Origin of the sequence: Pseudomonas tructae, assembly GCF_004214895.1 — a bacterium.
Classification (GTDB): domain Bacteria; phylum Pseudomonadota; class Gammaproteobacteria; order Pseudomonadales; family Pseudomonadaceae; genus Aquipseudomonas; species Aquipseudomonas tructae.
In genome coordinates this window covers 3012024-3036598 of sequence record NZ_CP035952.1, presented here as the reverse complement: position 1 = coordinate 3036598, position 24575 = coordinate 3012024, and the positions used below count along the sequence as shown (strand labels likewise).

Genomic DNA, 24575 nt, shown 5'->3' with positions numbered 1-24575 from the left:
CGGTAAGCATCCTGCTTTGCCAAAAGGGAAATCGTCGACACGCTAATGGATCATGACCGGCCGGTCTGACATGGGAAGTCGGGACAAAGCCGCTCTAGCCCGGGGCCGCCAGGCGGCCCCCGGGTGTTTCACAGACGCCGCCGCGTGCCCAGGCTCGGGATGGTCGTCTCGGGAATCGCTACCTGCAACGGCTGGCGCTGGGTGCTGGCCGCAAGGCCCGCCAGGGTCGGCTGGCTGAACAAGGTCCGTGCATCGACATGCAACCCGGCCTGGCGCATGCGCGCCACCAGGTTGACGGCGAGCAGCGAATGGCCACCCAATTCGAAGAAGTTGTCGTCGCGACCGACCTGCTCGATTTTCAGCACCTGCGTCCAGATGTCTGCCAGCGCCGTTTCCAGCTCGCCCTGTGGCGCCTGGTAGCTGCGGCTGATCACCGCTTCGGCACCGGGGGCAGGCAACGCCTGACGATCCACCTTGCCATTGGCGCTCAGCGGCAGTTGCGCCAGCGCCACATACGCCGACGGCACCATGTACTCGGGCATGCGCGCCAGCAAGTGGTTGCGCAGGACCTCCAGGGCCGGCGCATGGGCACCTTCGCGGCAGGTGAAATAGGCCACCAGGCGCTCTTCGCGCATCAGCACCACGCACTGGCTGATCGCCGGGTGCGCGACCAGCCATGCCTCGATCTCGCCAAGCTCGACCCGCAGCCCACGCAGCTTGACCTGAAAGTCGTTGCGGCCAAGAAAGTCGAGCTGGCCATCCTCGCGGTAACGCACCAGATCGCCGGTACGGTACAAACGATCGCCGTCCACGAACGGGCTGGCGATAAAACGTTGCGCCTGCAAGGCCGGCAACCCCAGGTAACCACGCGCCACGCCGACGCCACCGATATGCAACTGCCCCACCGCACCCAGCGGCACCAGGCGGTCGTGGGCATCGAGTACATACAGGCGGGTGTTGGCGATCGGCCGGCCAATGGGCGGCACCTGCAGCGGCAGCGGTTCATCGGCCCGCAGGGTCCAGGCGGTGCTGTCCACAGTGGCCTCGGTAGGACCATAGACGTTGTGCAAACGCACCTTGGGCAGGCGCTGGCGCACGCTGGCCAGCAGTGCCAGGGTCAGCTCACCGCCGCCGCAGAAAATGTCGGTCAGGCTGGTACAGCGCTCGACACCTGGCACCTCGAGAAACTGATGCAGCAGTGCCGGCACGAACTTGATCAGGGTCACCTGGCGGGCCTGGATCAACTGCACCAGGTAGGCCGGATCGCGGTGCCCGTCCGGTCGCGCCAGGACCAGGCGCAGGCCTGCCGTCAGCGGCCAGAACAGTTCCCACACTGAGCCATCGAAGGTGAACGGCGCCCGTTGCAGCAAGGCATCGCCCGGCCGTGGCAGGCAGATCTGCGAGCCCCAATGCATCAGGTTGCACAGGCCGCGATGCTCGATCATCACCCCCTTGGGCGTGCCCGTGGAGCCCGAGGTGTACATCACGTAGGCCAACTGCGCCGGGCCCAACCCCGGGACCTGCGGATCGTGATCGGCGCCGACTTGCCAAGCGTCCTGGTCCAGGTCCAGCAGGGTTAACCCCGACGGTTCGAACAGGCCACGGGTGGCGCTATGCACCAACAGTACCTGGGGCGCGCTGTCAGTCAGCAAGAATTGCAGGCGCTCGGCCGGGTAACCGGGGTCCAGGGGCACGTAGGCACCACCGGCCTTGAGCACCCCGAGCAAGGCGACCATCATTGCCACCCCGCGCTCGACGCACACCGCCACCCGGGTATCGGGACCAACGCCCAGGCTCAGCAGGCGATGAGCCAGGCGATTGGCCTGGGCATTGAGGGTCTGGTAGTCGAGGCTGGCGTCCTCGCTCTGCAGCGCGATGGCCTGGGGCGTGCGCCGCACCTGGGCCTCGAACAGTGCCGGCAGCGTCTGGTCCAGCGGGCTGTGGCGGTCCTCGGTGCTGTTGAAATCGTGCAACAGGCGCTGCAACTCCGCGGCCGGCACACTGCACAGCGCCTCCAGCGCACCATGGCCACCCTCGGCCAGGGCCTGGCCCAGTTGCCGCAAGGCAGTCGACAGCGCGTCCAGCAGCCGTTGCGCACCGATCGCCCGTGGCGCGCGGACGGCCAACTGCAAGGTCTGCTCCTGATCGTCCACGGTCAGCACCAGGCCATGGCTGAGCACTTCGCTGGCCGCGACCAGGGTCACCCCCGGCAGCACCTGGCCCTGCACCACCGCCCCGTAGCGGTAGTTGATCAGGCTGTTGAACAACGGCGTGCCCGCTGGCAGACCGCTGCAATGCTGGGCCAGGATCAACGGCGCATCTTCATGGCCCAGCAGCGCAGCCAGGCGTCCATGGGTCGCGGCCAGGGCCTGGCTGACCGATTGCCCGGCGAGGTTGACCCGCAGCGGCAGGCTGTTGATGAACATGCCCATGGCGCGATCGGCGTCTTTGCCAGCCATGGCCCGCCCCAGCAGCACCGTGCCGACGGTGACCTCATCGACCACCGCCAGGGTACCGAGCACCTGGGCCCAGGCCAGGTGCAGGAGGCTGGCAAGGCTGGCGCCCTGCTGGCGGGCCAGGTTGCGCAATGTGGCGGTCAGTGCATCGTCGAGGCGCTCGCTGCAGGTGTGCAGTTGATCCTCATCAACGGTCGCACCGCCCAGTCCCGGGATGGGCACAGGCGCCTCGACGCCGACCAGTTGTTCGCGAAAAAACGCCTGGTGGCCAGCCTGGCGCTCGGCAGCGCCACTGAGGGCAACATAGTCACGGTACGCCACAGGCTCAGGCAGTTGCTCACCGCTCCCGGCCATGAACGCTTCAAGTTCGCTCAGTAGTACCTGGATGGACACCGCGTCGTTGACCAGGTGGTGGAAACGCAGCAACCCCAGCCAGCGCCCTTGCTGGCGATCTTCGGCGCTGACCAGTGCCATCATCGGCGCCCGGCGCAAGTCCAGCGGCCGTTGCTGCGGATCGTAATCACTGCGTAGTTGCGCACCGACGTCACCCGTCTGCGCAACCTGGCTCCAGGTTTCGACCTCCAGCTGAGCCTTGCGCCATACCACTTGCTGGGGCTGTTCAAGATCCTCCCAGACAAGGCTGGTGCGCAGGATGTCGTGGCGCTCGATCACCCGTTGCAGGGCCTGGGCAAAGGCTGCCAGGCACTGCGGGTCGGCAAAGGCGAACAACACCTGTTGCTGGTAAGGGTCGCGCACATCGGTGACATGATGGTAGAGCAGGCCCTGCTGCAGCGGCGCCAGCGGATAAATCTCCTGCACGTTGGCGGCCCCTCCGGGCACCGCCGCGACGATACGTTCGATGGCCGCCTGGTCAAGTTCGGTGAGTGCAAGCAGCTCGGGGGTAATCTGTTGGCAGTCGCTCGGGACCCGGTTGGCCGGGACCTGCGCAACCTCGCCAACCACCACGGCGGCGGCCAGGCTGGCCAGGGTCGACTGGCCGTACAGCACCTGCACATCAGCTTGCAGACCCTGCTGGCGCATGCGCCCGATCAGTTGCACCGCCAGCAGCGAATGGCCACCCAGCTCAAAGAAATGGTCCCGCCGCCCTACCCGTTCGACCTTCAGCAACTCGGCCCACAAGACTGCCAGGCGCTGCTCGATCTCACCCTGCGGCGCCTCATGCACGCGGCGGACCTTGGCCGCGTCATCGGCCACGGGCAGCGCACGACGGTCCAGTTTGCCGTTGGCGGTCAGCGGCCAGGCCGTCAGCCTCGTGTAGGCACCCGGCAACAATGCCGCCGACAGGCGCTGGCGCAGGTGCTCGTACAACTCCAGCGGGGTAGCCGCTGCATCGCCAATGAACCAGGCCTGCAACTGGCCGTCGCGCAGCAGCACCACGCACTCGCGCACCCGGGCATGGCTGGCCAGGGCCGCCTCGATTTCTGCAAGCTCGACCCGCACGCCACGGATCTTCACCTGGTCGTCGTTGCGCCCAAGGTATTCCAGGTTGCCGTCGGCGTTCCAGCACACCAGGTCGCCAGTGCGATACATCCGCGCATTGGCAGCCTCGCTGTGCGGGTCGCTGAGAAAGCGCTCTGCCGTCAGTTCCGGGCGATTCAGATAGCCACGGGCGACGCCGCTACCGCCGATGTAGAGCTCACCGACTGCACCGATCGGCAACAACCGGCGCTGGCCATCGAGCACATAGGCTCGGGTATTGGCCACCGGCGCGCCGATATGCAGGGGCTGGCCTGCCTGGACCTGCCCGGCAGTGGCCACCACCGTGGCTTCGGTGGGGCCGTAGTTGTTGATCACCCGGTAGCGCTGCTCACGGCCCAGACGGCGCAGGCGATCACCGCCGACCAGCAAGGTGTGCAAGGTCGGATGCAGCTCGCCCTGGGCAAAGGCATGTTCAGCCACGGGCGTCGGCAGGAAGCTCACATCCAGCGGCTGGGCACGCCACCAGCGCAGCAAGGCCTCGATATCCTCGGCGCCGTCGCGTACCGGCGCCAGGTGCAGGGTCGCGCCGCTGCACAGTGCCGGCCAGACTTCCCAGGCCATGGCATCGAAGCCGAAGCCGGCCAGGCACGACTGCTGGCGGCCGGGGCCCAAGTCAAAGGCAGTGCAACTCCAATCGACCAGGTTGGCGAGCATGCGGTGCTCGACCATCACCCCTTTCGGCTCGCCGGTGGAGCCTGAGGTGTAGATGACATAGGCCAGGCTGTCGGCACTCTGGGCCAGCGACAGCGGGCGACTGTCCAGCGCCTCGTTCCAGTCGCAGCGGTCCAGTTCGATCTGTGGCCGACCATGGGCAGGCAGGCGCTCGCTCAGCGAGGACTGCGTCAAGACCACCTGCGGCGCACTGTCATCGAGCAGGTAAGCCAGGCGTTCAAGAGGTTGCGCCGGGTCGATCGGCACGTACGCAGCACCGCTCTTGAGCACCGCCAGCAAACCGACCAGGGTGTCCAGCCCACGCCGGGCAACCACCGCGACACGTTGCTCAGGCTGGCTGCCCAGGGCGATTAGGTGCCGGGCGAGGATATCGGCCCGGCGGTTCAACTCACCGTAACTCAGCTGCTGGCCGTTGTGAAAGGCGGCCACCGCTTGCGGCCAAGCTGCAGCCTGAGCCTCGATCCGCCGATGGATCAGCGCCTGGCACGCGGCGGGCACCGAGGTGGCGTTCCAGGCCTGCAAACGGGCGTGTTCGCTGGCGGTCAGCACGTCGAAGGCGGCGATGCTCAGTTCCGGTCGTTGCAAACCCTGCTCCAGTACATACAGTAAACGCTCGGCCAGGGCCCGGACCTCCTCGGCACTGAACCAGGCGTGGTTGTAAACCAGGTGCAGGCACGCCTTGGCGCTGTGACTGTTGCCGCGCAGGTGAATACTCAAGGGGGTCGGTCCGTGGCCGTTGCAGATCATCACGGAGTGGCTGGCCGTTTGACCATAACGCAGGTCGTTGTCGTCTTCTTCGTAGGACAGCATCAGTTCGAACAGTTGCGAGCGTTCCTCACGCTGCGCACCCAGCGCCCGGTTCAGGTCACTCAGCGAGAAGCGCTGATGACGAAAATCCTGCTTGAGGGTATCGCCAATGGCGCCCACCAGTTCGGCGAACGACTGGCTGCGGCCGAAGTCCATGTGCAAGGCGCTGACCTGGCTGAACAAGCCCATGGTTGCCTTGAACCTTGCGTTGCTGCGGTTGCGCACCGGCAAGCCGAGTACCCACTCGTCACGTTGCCAGGTACGTGCGCAACACACATGCAGGGCCGCCAGCAACACGTGAAAAGCCGACGCTTGCAGGTCCTGCGCCAGTTGCCGCATGCGTGTAAGCAACCCGGCGTCGAAGGGCAGTTCCAGAGCAGCCGTCGGCTCGGCCGCGATCAGTGCGCCACGCTCACGAGGTGCCAGCAAGGGATCCGGAAGCTGCTTGTACTTGGCCAGCCAGTAGTCGCGATCGCGGGCCTGCCGCGTCGACTGCTGATAGTGGGCGTCGTCATCGATGAAATCGCGGTAGGACGGCGCCGTGTCGGGCAAGGGTTGGCCCTGTTCAAGCAAGCGATAGCAGTCGGCGGTCTGCTTGAACATCTGGTCTATCCCCCAGCCATCGAGGATCAGGTGGTGGGTATGCAGGACAAACAGGTAGCGCCGGTCAGCGATGCGAATCAGCATCGTCCCCCACAAGGGCGCTGTATCCAGCGCATAAGGGCGCTGCAGCCTGGCCTTCATCAAGGCCTGTGCAGCCGCGAACGGCTCGGGGATGGCGCGTAGATCATGCTCGCTAAGGTCGACCGCAAGCCCATCGCTAAAACACTGGCGCGGCACACCGCTGTCCTCGTCCTGCGCCACCAGCACCGTACGCAGGCTGTCGTGCAGGCCCATCAAGTGCACCAACGCCTGGCGTAGCCGACCGGCATCGATGTCGCCGTCGAAGTCGACATAGCCGCCGACGTTGTACCGCGGCGAGTCGCCATGGCTGATCTGGTCCAGCCAGATGTCACGCTGGGCGGCGGTGAGGGCAAAAGTGTTGGCGGCGGGCATGGGGCGGCGGATCCTTGTGGTTGATCATCTGCCGATTCAAGCATTGCCCTGCCAGCAGGCATGACCCCTTAAACCCGGACAGGCACAGGCCTGATGACGGCTGCTGAAAATCGCGTAGGAGATTGGCCATCAGCCAACATTCACCATTGCCTGAGTAGGAATAAGTGGCATTTTCTGTCCCTGTTTTCCATTACAGACGCATCAGCAACACCCGGGCTTGAATACCCTCACCCTTTGTACCGCCCTCGGAGAACTCGACCGCGAGACACCCGCCGTGATGCTTTGACTCAAGGATGACCAGGATATGAAGCAGACCGACAGCCTCGCCTACCGCCCCGACCCGCAGTTGTACCTGCAACTGGGCGAACTGATCGCCAGCACCGGCGCCCAAACCTTTGCCCAGCAGATGCTGCGCCTGGTCGATGCCCAGGTGACGATCCACAAGCTTGACCTCAGTGAGTGGACCCTGGACTCGCGCCAGGCCAGTGTCAGCCGCATCAAGGTGCTGGGCAGTGCCGGCCTTGAGCAGGATCTGCCGACCATGGACTATCTGCACCATCCGCTGCTGCAATCGATCATGCAAATGAAGGACCCGCTATTGATCGAGTTCAGGGCCCCACCCACCACCCGCCATCAACCCCACAGTGCCCACCAGTGCAACCTGGTTTCACGCAGTGGCAACCGCCGCTGGGTGATCTGCTTTCATCGCCTGCCCAGCCAGCGCGGCTTTTCCCTGAGCGAACTGTCGCAACTCAAAAGCCTGTCCGATACCTTGCTGCCGCTGGTCGAGCACCATGGCCAGCTCCTTGAACAAGGCGCCGGCTGCGCCCTGACAGAACTTGACGCCGGCACTTTGCGCCACGCCTTCGGTGAACGCCTGGCACAAGGCGCCATCAGTCTCTCGGTCCGCGAACAGGAAGTGTGCATGGGCTTGTTGACTGGCGGTACGGTTCCACAACTGGCGCAACGGCTGAACCTGAAGACCAGCTCAATCGAAACCTACCTCAAGCGCGCCACCGCCAAGCTGGGGGTCAGCGGCCGCCATGGCCTGGCGAAATGGATGGCCGGTGCCTGAGCTTTGCACCTTTGGTCGATGAATCCGACCAGCAGCATCCTGCATTACAGCAAGGCGGGCTAGTTTGAAAGGCAGTTGGTGTCAGCCTGATCACTCATTCGGGACGTCACAATGAAACGACACGCTCCCCTGCCCGCCCGCACACTCCCCTCGCTGCTGCTGTGCGGCGCTGTATTCACCGGCAACGCCTGGGCCGGTGGCATCCTCATCTACGAGGCCGGCCAGGAAGGCAATGGCCTGGCCAACGCCGGTGCCGCCGCCCTGGCCACCGACCCCAGCGTACTGATGAGCAATCCCGCGGGCCTGACCCAGCTGGCAGGCACCCAGGTCAGCGCCAACGGCCAGCTGATTCTCGGCAACATCCGCTTTTCTCGCGACAGCACCAACCAGTTCGACGGCAACGAAGGTGGCAATGCCCTGCAGTACCTGCCCGGCGCGAGCCTGTTCATCAGCCACCGGCTCGACGAACGCACCGCCATCGGCTTTGGCATGTACGGCAACTTTGGCCTGGCGCTGGACTACGACGATGACTGGGCCGGGCGCTATTTCACCCAGGAAGCAGCGGTGATCGGTGTGTCCTTGCAACCGACGCTCGCCTACAAGATCACCGACGATCTTTCCTTCGGTATCGGTCCGCGCATTCTCTACGGCTACTACCGCACCGAGATGGCGGTCAACAACAACCTGCTCGGCCTCGCCGATCGACCGGACGGCCAGCTCGAATACCAGGACACCGACGTCGGCGTCGGCGTCAACCTGGGCCTGCATTATCGCCTGTCACCGGCTACTCAGCTGGGCCTGGCCTACACCAGCAAGGTCAAGCTCGAGTTCGAGGACAAACCGCACCTGAGCGACATCAGCAACCCGCTGCTCAACCTGGCCTTGCGCCAGTTGGACGTCAACAGCCTGGAGCTGGACATGAATGTCCCGCAAACCGTGCTGCTGAGCGTTGCCCATGACCTCGATCCGCAATGGAAGCTGCTGGCCAGCCTCGGCTGGCAGGACTGGAGCGAGTTCGGCGATATTGGCGTTGAGGTGGATGCCGACGCTGCTGGCAACGTCAGCCGCAGCGTCGACCGCCACTACAAGGACACCTGGCACGCCGCCCTCGGCGCCCAGTACCAGGCCACACCGCGCTTGCGCTGGAGTGCCGGGGTCGGCTACGACACCTCGGCCGTGGACGACAGCGACCGCACCGTCGACAACCCGATGGGCGATACCTGGCGCCTGGCGGCAGGGGTCAACTACCAACTGGATGAAGGGCTGGACCTGCACATGGCCTACACCCTGGTCTGGCTCGGCGACATGGACGTCGAGCAAAGCAAGGCCCGCTCCGGCACGACGCTGTCCGGAAGCTACCGTGACGCGGCGTTGCACATACTCGGCGGTGGCGCCACCTGGCGCTTCTGATCAGGGCTGCCGATTACCGAGGAACCAGCGAAAATAGGGGTTGTTGCCGTCACTGCGCTGCAGCGCACGGGCCTTGCGCGCCCACGCCTGTCGATTGCCGTTGTAGGCGTGCAGGCTCAGGCTGTAAAAGCGCTGCAAGGTCAGCCACTGATCATTCACCGCCCCGGCAACGCCAGGGTCGGCGTTCAGCAGCGGCGGCGCCTGGCGTAACGCCAGCAAGGTTGGCAGGACCCGGGTAATTTCCCCTGGCCGCACCCATGCCGAGTACTCGATGCGCGGCTGATCGTCGGTCACCGCCGCTGCGGTGCCGGCATAGCGTTCAAGCCCCGTGCGATCGGTGATCCAGGTGGCCAGCAAGGCGTGCACCGAATCCACGCCCACCTCGGCCAGCGCGGAGGCCACGGCCGGATGGGAAAACCGCCGGGTGATGCGCGGCACATCCAGTTGCAAGGGCTGCAGCGAGCCGATCAGCAACATCTCGTGGAACTCCGTGGTCCACAGCGAAGCGTGGGGGAACACGTCGATGAAGCTGCGCACCAGTGAACGGCTGTCCTGATCATTCTGGGTTGGCAGCGGCAACCACTGCGCCACCAGCCCGGCCGCTTGCAGGCGCTGTGCGGCCAACTGGTAGAAATCCCGCGAATACAGGTTGACCACCCCGGCCGCAGACGGCGGCGGTGGCTCCAGAGTGATCAGGTCATAGCGCTCGGCGCTGCGCAACAGTTCGCGGCGGCCATCACGCAGGCGAATGTCCAGGCGCGGGTCGTGCACGGCATCGAAATTACCTTTGAACAGCGGCGCGGCCTCCAATACCTCGGGCAACAGCTCGGCCACCACCGGGCGCTCCAAACCTGGGTAACGCAGCATGGCGCCTGCCGTGATCCCGGTACCGAAACCAATCACCAGTGCCGAACGCGGCTCGCCGGCATGGATCAACAACGGCAGCAGTGCCTGCAAGCGCATGTAGCGCAACGACGGCATGGCATCGCCAGTGTTGGAGACACCCTGGATGTACAGGCGGTTGAAAGCTTGGCCCTGGCGTTGCTGGCTGACCACCGCCACGGTCCCGCCCTTGCCTTCGCGGTAATAGGTCAGTGCACCGTTGCGTGCCCCGGGCAGCAGTTCGGCCAGGCGCTGGGGCGGTGTGAGGATGCCGGTCAAGGCGCTGGCCAGCGCCACCGCCACCACCGTGACCTGTGCACCACGCCTCACGCCGTGGCCGCGCCATGTCGCCAGCAGGCCGATCAGCGCCGCAAGCCCGGCCAGCAGCGCCAGGGTGCGCACCAGGCCGAGCCCCGGCACCAGCACGAAACCGGTCAAAACGACGCCGGCGATACCGCCCAGGGTATTGAGCGCCACTACCCGGCCAACGTCACGGCCAACATGTGCGCCATCCACCCCAAGGCGGATCGCCAACGGGAACGCCGCGCCTAACAGCACGGTGGGCAAAAACACCATGCTCAGGGCTGCGGTGGCGAAACGCGCGCACATGCCGGCCAGTTGGTTGCCGGTGGCCTGCACGACGATCAGTTCCGCCTGGGTCTGGGCCAGCACCAGCCAGCGCCCCAGGCCCGCGACCTGCAACAGTGCCAAGAGGCCCGCGCAAGCGATAAGCACGCCAAACAGCCCCCAAGGGTCACGCACGCGGTCGGCGCGCCGTGCATAAAGGGCGCTACCGACGACCAGGCCGCACAGGTAAGTGGCCAGGACCACAGCAAAGGCATAGGCGCGGGTGCTCATGAATTGCACGATCGACTGGCTCCAGACCAGTTCGTACCCCAGCGCTACGCCACCGGCAAGACAGTACAGGCCGATGGCCAGGCGCGCCTTGGGTGTACGCGCGCGCGCGGTCGGCGCGACGGTGCGCACCGCTACCTGGTCGTTACGCCGGGCCAGCCAGGCGCCCAGCCCGGCCAGCAGGTTCATCGTGGCGGCGGCCAGGGCGCTGCCGGTCACCCCCAACTGCGGCAACAGCACAAAAGCGCCAAGCACGGTGCCGACAATGGCCCCGGCGGTATTGGCCGCATACAACCGCCCGCTGGCCTGCGCCAGTTGGCCGTCGCCCGGGGCCAGGGCCCGCACCAATACTGGCAAAGTGCCACCCATCAACAGCGCGGGCAGCCCCACCAGGGCAAAAGGCAACCCCCAGGCCAGCCAGCCAATGGACGCTTCCAGACGAGCAAACAGCGGCGCGCAAACCGCCAGCGCCAGGGTGCTGCCGATACCCAGCAGCGCCACCGCCAGTTCCAGCACGGCATACAGGCGAACCGGCCTGCGCAGGCGATCGGCCCAGCGCCCGAAGAGCAATCCGCCCAAGGCGAGCCCGGCAAAAAACGCACTGATACCGGTAGTCACCGCGTGCACTTCCACGCCCACCACCAGCGACAGCTGCTTGATCCACAACACCTGATAGATCAGCGCCGCAGCGCCCGAAAGCAGCAGCAAGACAGCGGGCAGCCACAGTGCCAGATGTGAGGGGGAGTCAGCGGTACATACCGCATTCGCAGCGCTGGGCCTGGCGGCTGAAGCCATTGACGATACCTGGGCGAGGTGTGAAAAAGGGCGTCCGCCCACAGGCGGACGCGTGTCATGCACTTACTTGGCTTTCATTTTTTCTTCGATCTTCTTGTTCACGTCAGACTCGATCTGGTCGATGCTGAAGCTCGCCGGACGCTGGCTGGGTGGGTACTCGATGAAGGTCTGGAGGAACATGGCGGACTTCTGGGTGCCCTGGAAGAACAGGTAATCGTTCTTCGTCAGCCAGTCGTAGTACTGGTCCGAAACCACGTCTGCACGCTCGTATGGATCCATGCGCAAGTTGAACAGTTTGGGTGCGCGCAGGCAGGTGAACGGTTCGCTCCAGACCGGGAAGCCACCCGGAGCGCGCTGTTCGCAATACACCACCTTCCAGTCGTTGAAGCGCATTGCGACCAGCTCGGCGTCATCGTTGAAGTAGTAGAACTCGCTGCGTGCGCTTTTGTCGGCCTTGCCGGTCAGGTAGTCCAGCTGGTTGTAGCCATCCAGGTGTACCTTGAAGTTCTTGCCGCCGACATCGGCGCCCTTGAGCAGGCGCTCCTTGATATCGGTGTCACCGGCGATAGCGAGCAAGGTCGGGAACCAATCGAGCCCGGAGAACATCTGCGTGCTGACTGTATCGGCCTTGATCTTGCCCGGCCAGCGAACAATGGCGGGAACCCGGTAGGCGCCTTCCCAGTTGGAGTTTTTCTCGTTGCGGAACGGCGTTGTCGCCGCATCCGGCCAGGACCACTGGTTAGGGCCGTTGTCGGTGGTGTAGACGACGATGGTGTTGTCGGTGATTTTCAGGTCATCGAGGGTCTTGAGCAGCTTGCCGATGTCACCGTCGTGTTCCAGCATGCCGTCGGCATACTCGTTGCCGACCATGCCGCTCTGCCCGCGCATCGACTCGCGCACGTGGGTAAAGGCGTGCATGCGCGTGGTGTTCATCCAGACGAAGAACGGCTTGTCGGCCTTGGCCTGCTTCTCGATGAAGTTGATCGCGGCCTGGGTGGTTTCGTCATCGATGGTTTCCATGCGCTTGCTGTTGAGCGCACCGGTGTCCTCGATCTTGCCATCGGCACTGGACTTGATCACCCCCCTGGGCGTGGCCGATTTGAGAAACTCAGGGTCGTCCTTGGGCCAGTACGGGCGCTCCGGTTCCTCTTCGGCGTTGAGGTGGTAGAGATTACCGAAGAACTCGTCAAAGCCATGGTTGGTCGGCAGGTACTCGTCGCGGTCGCCCAAGTGGTTCTTGCCGAACTGCCCGGTGGCATAACCCTGCGCCTTCAGGGCCTGGGCGATGGTTACATCACGCGCCTGCAAGCCTACCGGCACTCCCGGCATGCCGACCTTGGACAACCCGGTACGCTTGGCCACCTGCCCGGTGATGAAGGTCGAGCGCCCGGCCGTGCAACTGTTTTCGGCATAGTAATCGGTGAACATCATGCCTTCCTTGGCAATCCGATCGATGTTCGGTGTCTGGTAGCCAACCACGCCCTTGGAATAGGCGCTGATGTTGGTCTGGCCGATATCGTCGCCAAAAATCACCAGGATGTTCGGCTTCTCGGCCGCGCCGGCAATGCCGGCAGCCAGGGTCGCCGAGGTCGCGAGCGCGACTGCCGACAACCACGTTCTACTGGACTTCATGACGTTGCTCTCCGTTCACGTTACTGTCGCAAGGTCCGCGACTCCGTGCACGCATGATTCCGACTGCTGGCTGGGACCCAGTGCTCTGCGGTTCCGGTGTGGCTGTTACTCCTTGTCGAAGGGATAGACACGGCGCCATTCTTTGGCCATGTCCACCACTGCCCAACCCTGTTGGCCAGCGGCATCCAGCGCCTTGTCCAGGCGCCCTACGTTGCTGTTGCGGTCATAGGCCCACTCACGCTGGCCATCGGTGTGGTGCACCAGCGCGGCAAAGCGCCGGCCCTCACCGGCCATGGTCCATTGCAGCATCTGCAGGTCGCCGTCGGAGTTGCCAAAAGCCAGCAGCGGCCGGCGGCCGATCACCGCCTCGATGCTCACCGGCTTGCCGGGGCCGTCGTCGTTGTGCGCAAGTTTTGCCAGCCGCTCGATGATCGGTTTGCCGTCGCTGTCCTTGTACTCGGCCGCCAGGGTGGTGCCGATCACCTGCTCGGGCGGGATGCCATAGACTTCCTCGGCGAAGGCGCGCATGAAGGCGACCTCGCCGCCAGATACAATATAGGTACGAAAGCCATTGCTGCGCAGGTAATCGAGCAGCTCAAGCATGGGCTGGAAGACCATTTCGGTGTAGGGCCTGCCGGTCTTCGGGTGCCGGGCGCTGGCCAGCCAGCTGCGGCTACGGGCCAGAAAGTCCTCGGTGCTCATGCCGGAGTGGGTGGCGGCGACGATCTTGAGCATGCCGTCCATGCCCTGCTCGGCCAGGGCCTTGTGGTCGTCCTCGAGCACTGCCTGGAACGGCTGCTGGGTCTTCCACTCGGGATGCTCGGGGGCCAGGCGCTTGACCTCGGCCATGGAAAACAGCAGCTCGAAATACAGCGGCTGCTCGCTCCACAAGGTGCCGTCGTTGTCGAACACGGCAATCCGCTCGGCAGGCTTGCGGTAGTTCGGGCTGCCTTCGCCGGTCACGGCGCTGACGAAGGCCTCGATCGCCTGACGCGAAGGCCCGTCGCGCCAGGACGGCAGCGCATCTGCCGCCTGCGCCAGCACAGGTATCAACAACAGCAGGTACAGCATCGATCGCAGGACACTGCTTGGAACTAAACGCTGACCCATGGGACCGTCCTTGCCGCCTGGCGTTTGCCCACTTGGTTAGATCAAGGGTTCAGTGGCTTGAGGCCGTGTCGGACAGCGACCATCTGCCGACGCTGCCCAGCTGGCGGCAAGCGTTGCAAGCTGATGGTGACGTGCCCAGGCGCAGGATCGTTGCCATATCGGGACTTGAAGAAGGCTAGCAAACGATTCTCGGCTGCGCCGGATAATTGCGTGCGCAGCGACGCAAGCGTGTACCTGCCACTGCTGCGGCGCGCCCACAGGTACAGGGCATCGAGCCGAGCCGGCTGTTGCCCGCACTGGTGCCGGGCCAGTTTCCAGGCATAGGCCGGCGAGTCGTGCCAGGCCTGTTCGCGGCGTGCCCGCCCACGCAGGAATTGTCGCCAGAGCGCGCCCAGCTTGGCCCGTGCCAGCCACACCAGCGCTGCAAAGGCCAGCAGGCATCCGCCCAGCAGCAACCCGCCTTCACCGATCCTGATGCTGGCCTGATGGCCCAGGGCGTGCAGGTCTTCGCGGATGGAGAACGGCACCTGGTAACTGAGCGCGTCGGCCGCAAAATCGACCGCCGGCACCCGGGCCTGGTGCACCTCGCCACTTGCTGCATCGCGCCAGTGATAAACGATGGCCGGCAAGCGGTAATGGCCGGCAGCGCCGATCACATAGTTCACCGTATCCTCGCGCTCACCGCCCAGCGTGCCACCGCGCCCGTCGCTCAGTGGCTTGACCCTGGGCACTTGCACATAACGCTTGAGTCCCTCGACCTCGGCCAACTCCGGCGCCGGCAAGAGCATGGCCTGGGCCCCGGGCGCTTCGATACGCAGCCGGCGGGTAATGCTATCGCCGGCCCGTAGTGGTGTGTGCGAGCGCTGGATATCCTGAGTCAGGCTCAGCGTCCGCGCGACCGGTTGCGCGTCATTCGCATTGTCCGCACCGTCCCTGGCCTGAAACACCAAGGGCTGGCTGCTGACCATCAACGGGCCGCTGCCCTGCCCCGGCATGACCTTGAAGGCCAGCGCCGGAATTTCGAAACGCCGGGCCGCCTGCGGGATGATCTGGTAGCTATAGCGCAAGCCGAAGAAGCGCGTGCCGGCGATGTCCCGGTTCAGGTGCTGCGCCTCGCCACCGGGCGGCCCGACCACTGCGTCGGGCAGGTCCAGGGTGGGTAATACCGGGGCGTCGGTGAACCAGGTGTCCACCAGCAGATCGATCTCAAGGCTGACAGTGGCACCGACCATGATCGGGGTATCCGGCACCAGCCGCTGCTCCACCCGCACCTGGGGATCGGCCGCCAGCGCCAGGGGCGACAGGCAGATCAGCAGAGCTGCCAGCAGAGATTTCATTGGTGCCCCTGCGCGGACTGTTGCAGCTGGAACTTGCGTTTGAGGAACTGCGCCGGTGACGTGCCCAGGTTCTCCAGCCATACCTGGTCAGAGGCCGCCACAGGTGTGGGTTGCGCGTGCAGTTTGCCGCCTTCGACAGGTGTCTGGTCTTCAATCACCTTGTCCGGCTTGAGCTCGGGGTTGTCCTGCTGCTGGGCCTGGTAGTCCTTGAGCAGCGCCTGGGCCAACGCCAGGTTGGCCGTGGCCTCGGCGAACTGCGGTTGCAGGCGCAGTGCCTGGCGGTAGGCGGCAATCGCCTGGGCGAACCTGAACAGGCGCACGTAACAGTTGCCCTGGTAAAACCACGCCGAAGCTGTGTCCAGCCGCGCAAGGCTGGCCAGCGCCAACGAGTAGTCAGATGCTTGATAGGCGGCCACGCCTTTCCAGTAAGGGTCTTCGAAGTGCGCGGCGGCTTGCCCATAGCGGCCCTGCTCGAACGCCCAGCGCCCTTGTTGGTCGGCGGTAAAAAAAGCATCGGCCAGACCACTGGCACGCGCAGGCACAGGCCAGTTGCCCAGCAAAGCCACCGCAAGCACGCCGGCCAGCCAGTTGACCCGCCAGCCGCGGCGCACGCCGTACAGCGCCAGCAGCACCAGCGGCCAGCACAGCCAGTAGCCAGCATCCTTCCAGTGCACGCTTGCGCCATCGCCTTGGGCCGCCTGGAAATGCTGCTGGGCATGCAGTTCGATCCAGTCCAGATCATCGTCGTCCAGGGTCAGGCTGCCCAACGGCGCATCAGCCGCCGCAGCGAGGCCCTTGAGCGCCCGGGCATCAAAGCGGCCCTGCACGGGGCGGCCCTGAGCATCCAGGCGTGGCATGCCCTTGGCATCGTGCAGCACCCCGGTGTCCTGGCTGCCGACGGCCAGCACCAGTACCTGCAGATCGCTGTCGTTCAAGCGCTGGCTTAGAGCATCGAACTGGCCAGGGTCGGCGCCATCGGTGAACAGCACCAGGGTACCGGGAGTGTTTTCAGCCTCCAGCAGCTTATGGGCAATGCCCACCACCGCGAGCACGTCCTTGCCAGGTTGGGCAATCAGGTCAGTGCTCAGTGCCTGGATGAAGGTATCAAGCAAATCCGGATCGTCGGTGGCGGGCAACACCAGGTGCGCACTGCCGGCATAGGCGATCAGCGCCGTGCGGGCCCCGGCGCGGCGCTGGACCAGATCATGCAGGGTATGCCGCACGGCCGTCAGGCGGCTGGGCGGGACATCGTCGGCGTCCATGCTGGGCGACAGGTCCACGGCCAGGATCAGCGCTGCGCGGTTGTCGACAAAGTCCGGCAGGTCCTGGGTCCAGGTCGGCCCTGCGGCAGCCAACCCGCCGACGACCAGCACGGCGCCAAGCAGATGTGCCGGGCGCAAGCGCTGACTATCCTCGGGGCGAATCACCAGGTACTCGACCAGGTGTGGGGCTATGATGCCGGTCAGTTGCCGCTTCAGGTCATGCCGGCGCAACCAGGCCAGCGGCAGCAGCACGCCCGGCAACAGTAACAACAACCACCAGGGACGCAGAAAGTGCATAGCGCTGAGGTCGATGTCCATGTTCAAGGCTCCATCGCCACAGCGCGCTGCGCCAGCAGCCAGGCCAGGGCCTGAGCGCCGAGCAACGCCAATAGTGCAGCACCCAAGGGCCAGTAGAACAGGTCGCGCCGTGGCTGGTGGCTGAGGGTGGTCACTGCGTGCGGGGTGATGAGGTCGAGGGTCAGGTAGACGTCTTGCAGGCTATTGCTGTCGTCGGCGCGCCAGAAGCGTCCACCGGTGGTGCGGGCGATACTTTCCAGGGTTTGCAGGTCGACCTTGTCCTCGCCGCTGGCCTCGGGGTCGCCAATACCGATGGTGTGCACCACGATGCCCTGCTGGCGGGCGAGCCTGGCCGCATGCTCAGGGGTGATGGCGCTGCCAGTGTCATTGCCGTCCGTGAGCAGGATTAGCACTTTGTCCCGTTCCTTGGCCGCCGCCAGCAACTTGATGGTCAGGCCGATGGCATCGCCCAGAGCGGTGTTGGGGCCGGCCATGCCAACCCCCGCCTCGTCCAGCAGCGACAGCAGGCTGGCATGGTCGAGGGTCAACGGCGCTTGCGGATAGGCGCCGGTGCCGAACAGGATCAAGCCGATGCGATCGTCCTTGCGCCGCGCGATAAAGTCGCGCACCACCGCCTTGACCGCCGTCAGCCGGTCGCTGCGCTGGCCATCGGCGCCGGTGTAGTCGCGGGCCTGCATGGACTGTGAGATGTCGAGGGCGAGCATCAGGTCGCGGGTCGGTTGCTGATGGGTAATCGGCTGCTCGACCAGCACCGGCCGCGCACAGGCAGCCACCAGCAAGGCAAAGACCAGCAGGTTGAGCGGCAATTGCCAGCCCGCAGACAACACCCCGCTGCTCTGGGGGCGTTTGCCCAGTGCCCGGCTCATGGCCGAGAAGAACGGCACGCGCAGGGCGCTGCGGGCTTCATGATAGGGCTGTGCCCAGCGATACACCGCCCACGCCAGCGGCAGCAGAAGAAACACCCACGGGTACTCAAACCGCCACATGATGGGTCTCGATCCAGCGTCGGCTGGTGCTGAACAGCGCGGCCACCGACGCTTCATCCAGGCTCTGCAACTGGGCGTCCGGCCCGTAGGCGATCTGCTGCAGATCAAAGGCAAAGCCCGCCGGCAGCGGGTACCGCGCATGGGCGGCGAGAAACGCCTGCCAGGACGCCCCGCCAAGGCTGGCCACCGGCGGTGCACCAAGCATCGACAACGCCGTGCGCTTGAGCAGTTCGGGCAACTCGCGCAAGGCCGCCAGGCGCTGCTCGGCAGGCGCTGCGCGTAACTGATCGAGGCGCAGCAGTGCCTGGCGCCGGTAGCGGTCACGCCACCACTGGCGCCAGCGCCACGCGCCCCAGGCGCCGAGGCTGAACAACAGCACCGCCAGCAACACGCCCCAGGCCCAGGTCTGTGGCCAATAGCTGAACGGCGGCGCACCGCTCGCCAGTTCCTTAAGCTGGTCGATTGCCGGCCGCACGGGCGTGCTCATCGCGCCACCTGGGCCAGGCGGCCCAGCTCCTTGCGCAACTGCTCCAGACTGTCCTGACCGGTGCTGATCATCAGCAACGGTACCTGGCTGCGCTGCAGCAGTTCGGCGACATCGCGCAAGCGCCCGGCCAAAAACTCACTCAGGGGTCGGTTGACCTGGCGCTGGCCCACTTGCAGCTCGACCTGCAAAGTGCCCTGAGTGATGGTCAGGTGCCCTTTGTCCGGCACATTCAAGGCAATCGGATCGTAGACCTGAATGGCAATCACATCGTTGTGCGCGCGCAACTGGCGTAGCAACGGCAGGGTCTGTGGGCTCACGCCGGCAAAATCGCTGATGATGCAGATCAGGTGGTCATGCCCGGCCACTGCCACGCAGGTGCGCAGGGCCTGGTCCAGTTGCCCATCGCTGTGGGGGTCTTCGCCCAGCGCCGACAAGCTGTGGTTGGCCCGTGTCACCGCCGCGCACAGGGCCTGCACCCGGCTGCGGCTGCGCAAGGGGCGCACCTGGGCCAGGCCGTCGCTGCCCATCACCAGGCCGCCGACGCGATCGCCGGCGTGAAACGCCATCCAGGCGCACAGCGCCGCCAGTTGCGCGGCGGTCACCGATTTGAAGTAGCGCTGCGAACCGAAATACATGCTCATGCGCTGGTCGACCAGCAGCAAGGTCGGCCGGTCGCGCTCTTCGTTGAAGGTACGCACGAAGGGCTTGCCAAAACGCAGCGAGGCGCGCCAGTCCAGGTGACGCAGGTCATCGCCGGGCTGGTAGTGGCGCAGTTCATCGAAACTTAGCCCGCGCCCGCGCAAACGTGAACCATGGTTGCCCGACAAGATGCTCGACAGCGGCTGCCGGGCGACAAAACTCAGGCCACGGGCACGGGGCTCCAGCGCCATCAGTTGCTCGAGCGCAATGTAGACATAGCCATCTGCGGTCACGCGGTTGCTTGCCATGGGTCGCCCCGTCAGGTCGCAATAGCGACTCTGTCCAGTAAACGGTCGATCACCTGATCGGCGCCTACCCCATCGCTGATCGCGTCGTAAGACAGCTGCAGGCGGTGACGCAGCACCGGGTGGACGATGGCGCGCACGTTGTCCGGGGAGACGAAATCCTGACCGTTCAGCCATGCATGGGCCCGAGCCACGCGGTCAAGGCTGATACCGCCACGGGGACTGGCACCGATGCGAATCCAGCGCCTGAGGTCGGCGTCATAGGGTTCGGGGTGACGGGTGGCGTTGACCAGGTCGATCAGGTAACGGTCGATGGCCGGCGCCACGTGCACCCGCGCCACCTCCTGGCGGGCCGCGAAGATCACCTCCTGGTTCAGGCGCTGCGCTTGCGCAGCGGCGCTGCCAGCGCCCTGGTCTTCGCTGCGCACCAGGCGCAACACCTGGGCCTCGTCCTCGGGCTGCGGGTAATCAAGCTGCAGCTTCATAAGGAAGCGGTCCATCTGCGCCTCGGGCAACGGGTAGGTGCCCTCCTGTTCGATCGGGTTCTGGGTTGCCAGTACCATGAACAGCCCCGCCATCGGATAACTGTGCCCGGCCACGGTGATCTGCCGCTCCTCCATTGCCTCCAGCAGCGCCGCCTGGACCTTGGCTGGCGCCCGGTTGATCTCGTCGGCCAGGATTACATTGCCGAACAGCGGGCCAGGCTGGAACTTGATGCTGTTGCCTTCACTGCCCTGCTGCAGGATCTCGCCACCGGTCACGTCAGAGGGCAACAGGTCGGGGGTGAACTGGATGCGGCGCATTTGCGCGTCCAGGTGAGTGGCCAGGGCCTTTACCGTGCGCGTCTTGGCCAGCCCCGGCAGGCTTTCCAGCAGCACATGGCCGTTGGCAAGCAGCGCCAGGACGATGTGCGCAATGGTGTCGGCCTGGCCGAGGACTCTCTCGGCGACAGACGCTTGCAGCCCCAGGACCTGTGCATGAATGTTCACCCCTGCGCTCCTTGTGCTATCGGTTGTGCTACTGGTGTGAGGTTCGCTAACAATAGTTGCCATGACCTGCGCTGCAAGGCGCTGTTACTGGCCGTTGCGCCAATAGGGCTCGATCGCTTGCAGGCGCGGGTCGTCCGGGGCCACTTCGCGCAAGTGCCGGACATAGCCGAACGCTTGCTCGCGCTCACCGGCCAGGGCATGCAGGTAGATCAGCGAATACAGCAGGTCCGGGTCATCCGGCGACTGTTGCAAGCCACTGCGCAATGCCTGCAAGGCGTCCTCACGCCGTTGCATGCGCGACAGCAGCAAGCCCTGGTTATAGCGGATGCGTGGGTTGCCAGGCACGGCCTCGGCGGCCTGTTCCATCCAGCCCAGGGCCTCTTCGGCCTGGCCGCGCTCGACCAGCAACAGGGCGAGCATGTAGGCCAGGTTGCCACGGTCGGCCGCCGGCATCTTCGCCAGTGCCACGCCGTCGCGCAGCAACCGTTCGGCCTCGTCCGGACGCTGTGCGGCGTTGGCCAGGGTGACCAGGTTGACCCGTGCCGGAACAAAATACGGGTCCATGCCCAGGGCCTTGCGGTACTGCTCCATGGCCTGCTCGTCACGCCCCTGGCGCGACAGCAAAACGGCCAGGTTCAGGCGTCCGCCGGGCAGGTCGGCATTGCCGCGCAGACGCCGCTCGTAGTCGGCCAGCAGGGCCTGGAACATGGCCTGGTTGGCCTGGGGCAATTGGGTTTCCGGGATATCAGCCAGGGCCCGCACGGTTTCATCGCGGACCGCCAGGCGCGGGTCTTCGAGCAGCGGCAGCAGCGGCTGCAGGCGTTGTTCGGCAGGCACGCTGGCAAAACCCGCAACCGCGTAGGCGCGGATCAACGGTTCCGGGTCCTGCAGCGCCCAGCGCAACTGGCTGCTGGCTGCCGGGCCCAGGTCGGCCAACTGGTCGGCGGCGGTGGCGCGGACGATGGCCGGGTTGGCCGGGTCGGCCAGCAGGTAGCCCAGACGGCTGAGGGCGGTCGACGGGTCGGCGCGCACGCCCTGCAACGTCTGCCCGTAATGTACCGGGCGTTTCGGCGTGGCGAACCATTGCGCGATGGCACTGGCCGCCCAGGCCGGTTGGCGGTCCTGGTGGCAGCCGGTGCAGGCGTCGGGGCTGGCGCTCTGCGCGGCAAGGTCCGGGTGCGGGATACGCAGGCTGTGGTCTCGGCGCGGATCCACCTGCATATAGGTCTTGCTCGGCATATGGCAGTTCACGCACTGGGCGCCGGGTGAGCCTGGCACATGATGGTGATGGCTGGGGCTGTCGTAGTCCTTGGCTTGCAAGCCGGAAAAACGCGCAGTGTCGGGCCCGCTGTTATGGCATTGCAGGCACAGGCCATTGCCTTCGATGCGTACCTTGCCGGTGTGCGGGTTATGGCAATCGGTACAGGCCACACCCGCCGCGTACATCTTGCTCTGGGTGAACGAACCGAATTCATACACCTCGCCGTCAATCTGCCCGTCGCCATGGTACAGCCCCTGGCGCAGCGTGGCCGGCAGGCTCTGGTCCAGTTGCGGATGGCCTGGCAACTGGCCGTCGCCCAGCCCCTGACGGCGACTGTGGCAGTAGGCGCACTGCTCGACCATGCCACGGCTGCCCAGCGCCTTGAAATCCACGACCAACCCCTTGCCCGGCACGGCCTCGGCCGGCTTGGCCCGCGCCCAGTCGACATGCTTCTGGCCAGGCCCGTGACAGCCCTGGCAGCCGACGGTCTGCTCCTGCCAGGTGCTGGCGAAACTGTCCTGCTGGTCGTCATAGTGCTTTTGCAGGCGGGTGGAATGGCAGTCGGCGCACATCGCATTCCAGTTCTGGTAGCGGCCCGTCCAGTGCAAGGGGTCGTCGGGCGTAAACCGTTGGCCGGGGTACAGGGAGAACCAGCGCTGCCCGCCCTGCTCCTTGGTCCGGCTGTCCCAGGCGATGGTCAGTGCCTGCAGGCGGCCGCGCGACAATGCCACCAGATACTGCTGCAGCGGCCGGTGGCCGAAGGTATAGAGGATGCGAAATTCCTCGGGCTTGCCCTGCTCGCCTTCGATGTGGACGAAAAAGCCGCCACTCTTGCGGTAGAAGCGCGCCTTGACCCCGGCCTCGTCGAAGCGTACGTCGTCGAAGTTGCCCAGCACATTGGCGGCGTTGGCATCACGCAGGGCCCAGGCATGGTCCGAGTGCTGCCACTGCCCTGTTTGCTCGGCATGGCAGCCCTGGCAGCTATCTGGCCTGGCGTAGCCTTCGGAATTTGTGGCCGCCGCCGGCAAGCGGCCGACCTCGCCAGTTGCCCAGGCAACGCTGGTGACGGCCCAGACCAGCACCAGCAGGCCAAGCCTTGCCGCCGCCTTCAAGGTTCGCTGCTCTCAGGGCGGACCGCCGGCGCGTTGTACCAGTGTTCCCTGGGCACCACCTTCTCCTGCTGCGGGTCGCCCAGGTAGTGTGGCGACATGATCTGCACGCCGAACTCGTTGAACACGTCCTGGATGTTGGCGTGCAGCAGGGTCAGCAGTTCGGCCCGCGGCCGTGGTTCGCTGGGCACGGCCTGGGCCACCAGGCGATATTCGGGGTAGAAGTCTGACAATGCCGTCTGGAAAACCTGCGGCCGGGGTGACTCGAGCACACCCTCGGTGCGCCGCGCCGCTTCCAGCAGCATCGCCTCGACCTGGCGCCAGGGCGTGTCGTAGCCGATGGTGACAGTGGTGTCGACGACATACCCCTGGCCTTGCACCACCCGCGAGTAGTTCTTGGTCACCGCCCCGGTGATCATCGAGTTGGGCAGCGTCAGCACTTCACCCAGCCCGGTGCGGATGGTGGTGGTGAACATGCCAAGCTCGGTGACGGTGCCTTCGTACTCGCCGATGCGCACGTACTCGCCGGGCCGCAAGGTACGCGTGTAGGTGAGGATCAGCCCGGCCGCAGCCTGGCCGACGACGCTGGTGGCGCCCAGGGAAATCATCAGGCCGATCAAGACCGACAGCCCCTTGAACGCCTCGGTGTCGGCACCGGGCAGGTACGGATAGGCCATGGCCAGGGCGAACAGCCAGATCGCCAGTGACGTCAGCCGTGTGGTCGGCTGCAGGGTTTCCTGGTTCAACCAGCTGATCGACCCGGGCCGCGCCAGCCGTTCGAGCAGGCGCTTGCTGAAGGCGATGATGCCGCGCGCAATGAAGAAAATCAGCAGGGCAATCAACAAACCCGGGATGGCCTCGAGCATGCCCGTCAGCACATGGCGCAGCAGCCCATACAAGTAGAGGTTCAGGCTTTCGCCCCAGGGCCGGGTGTAGGGGAAGCGTTGCAGGACGAAGCTGAGCCATTCATAGGTCAGCAGCGCTACCAGAATCCAGCGCACCAGGCCCAGCAAACGCCGCAACAGCGGAAACAGGTTGCTGGCGTCGATCAGCTGGGTTTGACCAATACGCAAGGCGCTGGTGTGCTTACGCACATGCTGGGGCAGCCACGACAGCGCTTTGCGGTGCAACCAGCCCGCGAGCCTGAGCAGCAGCAGGTACACCAGGGTCGCCGCGATGCTCAGCCCCGCAGCACTGAGCAAAAACCGCGGGCTGCGTGCCTGCTGCGCTTCGGACACCACCTGACGCAAGCGCGAGGCCGCCGCCTGCGCCTCCTGCTGAATATTGAGTTCGCCGCCGACCAGGTCACCGGGCGAGACGATGAACGCCCGGCGGTCACCGAGCAGCACCAGGTAGTTGCCCTGGACGGCGTCGACACTGACCGTGTTGTCGAAGCCTTCATCCAGCCGCTCGTTGATCACCTGTTCGGCGCGCTTGACCCGGGCGGCAGGCGCCTCGCCGAGCAGGGTGGCGTGAAAGACCATGATGCTGCGGTTGGCGATCTTCAGTTCTGCAGGTTCTGCGTCAAGCAGCGCCGCTTCCACGGCAGCCCGGCTTGCGCCGCTGACCAGCATCGATGCCAGCAAACAGCATAGCGCCAGGCCGGCAAGGATTCGATTACCCATCTGAGCG

At 65.4% G+C, this 24575-nt stretch carries 14 protein-coding genes; 2 read left to right on the top strand and 12 right to left on the bottom strand.

All coding sequences use genetic code 11. The features are described 5' to 3' along the window. Positions 1–128: 128 nt before the first annotated feature. Positions 129–6491 carry a non-ribosomal peptide synthetase gene (locus EXN22_RS13850; RefSeq protein WP_130264594.1) on the bottom strand — a complete coding sequence of 2121 codons (6363 nt, stop codon included), beginning with the start codon at positions 6489–6491 and terminating at the stop codon, positions 129–131. 304 nt (positions 6492–6795) lie between these two features. Between EXN22_RS13850 and EXN22_RS13845 the strand changes: the two genes are divergently transcribed. Together EXN22_RS13845 and EXN22_RS13840 are read left to right on the top strand one after the other, a co-directional pair. Then, on the top strand, positions 6796–7566 hold the full coding sequence (locus tag EXN22_RS13845) for a helix-turn-helix transcriptional regulator (RefSeq protein WP_130264593.1): 771 nt from the start codon (positions 6796–6798) through the stop codon (positions 7564–7566). A 111-nt stretch (positions 7567–7677) separates the two neighbouring features. After that, a complete protein-coding gene (locus tag EXN22_RS13840; RefSeq protein ID WP_130264592.1) occupies positions 7678–8976 on the top strand; it encodes an OmpP1/FadL family transporter in 1299 nt (432 codons plus the stop codon). On the opposite strand, the gene EXN22_RS13835 is transcribed toward EXN22_RS13840, so the two are convergent. From EXN22_RS13835 to EXN22_RS13785, 11 genes are all read right to left on the bottom strand, one after another. After that, positions 8977–11508 carry a fused MFS/spermidine synthase gene (locus tag EXN22_RS13835; protein WP_130264591.1) on the bottom strand — a complete coding sequence of 844 codons (2532 nt, stop codon included), beginning with the start codon at positions 11506–11508 and terminating at the stop codon, positions 8977–8979. Positions 11509–11571: 63 nt separating this feature from the next. Then, positions 11572–13140 (bottom strand): arylsulfatase, encoded by a 1569-nt coding sequence (locus EXN22_RS13830; protein WP_130264590.1) that lies wholly within the window; start codon positions 13138–13140, stop codon positions 11572–11574. Positions 13141–13245: 105 nt separating this feature from the next. Continuing rightward, positions 13246–14250 carry an HAD family hydrolase gene (locus EXN22_RS13825; protein ID WP_130264589.1) on the bottom strand — a complete coding sequence of 335 codons (1005 nt, stop codon included), beginning with the start codon at positions 14248–14250 and terminating at the stop codon, positions 13246–13248. A 41-nt stretch (positions 14251–14291) separates the two neighbouring features. After that, entirely contained in the window at positions 14292–15587 is a 1296-nt protein-coding gene (locus EXN22_RS13820; RefSeq protein WP_130264588.1) for a BatD family protein, read from the bottom strand. Beyond that, positions 15584–17167, bottom strand: coding sequence for a VWA domain-containing protein (locus EXN22_RS13815; RefSeq protein ID WP_130264587.1), 1584 nt, complete (start codon positions 17165–17167; stop codon positions 15584–15586). Before EXN22_RS13815 ends, EXN22_RS13820 begins: the two co-directional genes overlap by 4 nt. A 2-nt stretch (positions 17168–17169) precedes the next feature. Next, entirely contained in the window at positions 17170–18153 is a 984-nt protein-coding gene (locus EXN22_RS13810) for a vWA domain-containing protein (RefSeq protein WP_130264586.1), read from the bottom strand. Beyond that, positions 18140–18640, bottom strand: a complete 501-nt coding sequence (locus EXN22_RS13805; RefSeq protein ID WP_130264585.1) for a DUF4381 domain-containing protein — start codon at positions 18638–18640, stop codon at positions 18140–18142. The genes EXN22_RS13810 and EXN22_RS13805 overlap by 14 nt, the downstream gene beginning before the upstream one ends. Then, entirely contained in the window at positions 18637–19587 is a 951-nt protein-coding gene (locus EXN22_RS13800; protein WP_130264584.1) for a DUF58 domain-containing protein, read from the bottom strand. Before EXN22_RS13800 ends, EXN22_RS13805 begins: the two co-directional genes overlap by 4 nt. 11 nt (positions 19588–19598) lie before the next feature. Further along, positions 19599–20573 (bottom strand): AAA family ATPase, encoded by a 975-nt coding sequence (locus EXN22_RS13795; RefSeq protein ID WP_233281624.1) that lies wholly within the window; start codon positions 20571–20573, stop codon positions 19599–19601. Positions 20574–20657: 84 nt separating this feature from the next. Next, entirely contained in the window at positions 20658–22946 is a 2289-nt protein-coding gene (locus tag EXN22_RS13790) for a tetratricopeptide repeat protein (protein ID WP_130264582.1), read from the bottom strand. Next, a complete protein-coding gene (locus EXN22_RS13785; RefSeq protein ID WP_130264581.1) occupies positions 22943–24568 on the bottom strand; it encodes a mechanosensitive ion channel family protein in 1626 nt (541 codons plus the stop codon). Before EXN22_RS13785 ends, EXN22_RS13790 begins: the two co-directional genes overlap by 4 nt. Between the last annotated feature and the right edge of the window lie 7 nt (positions 24569–24575).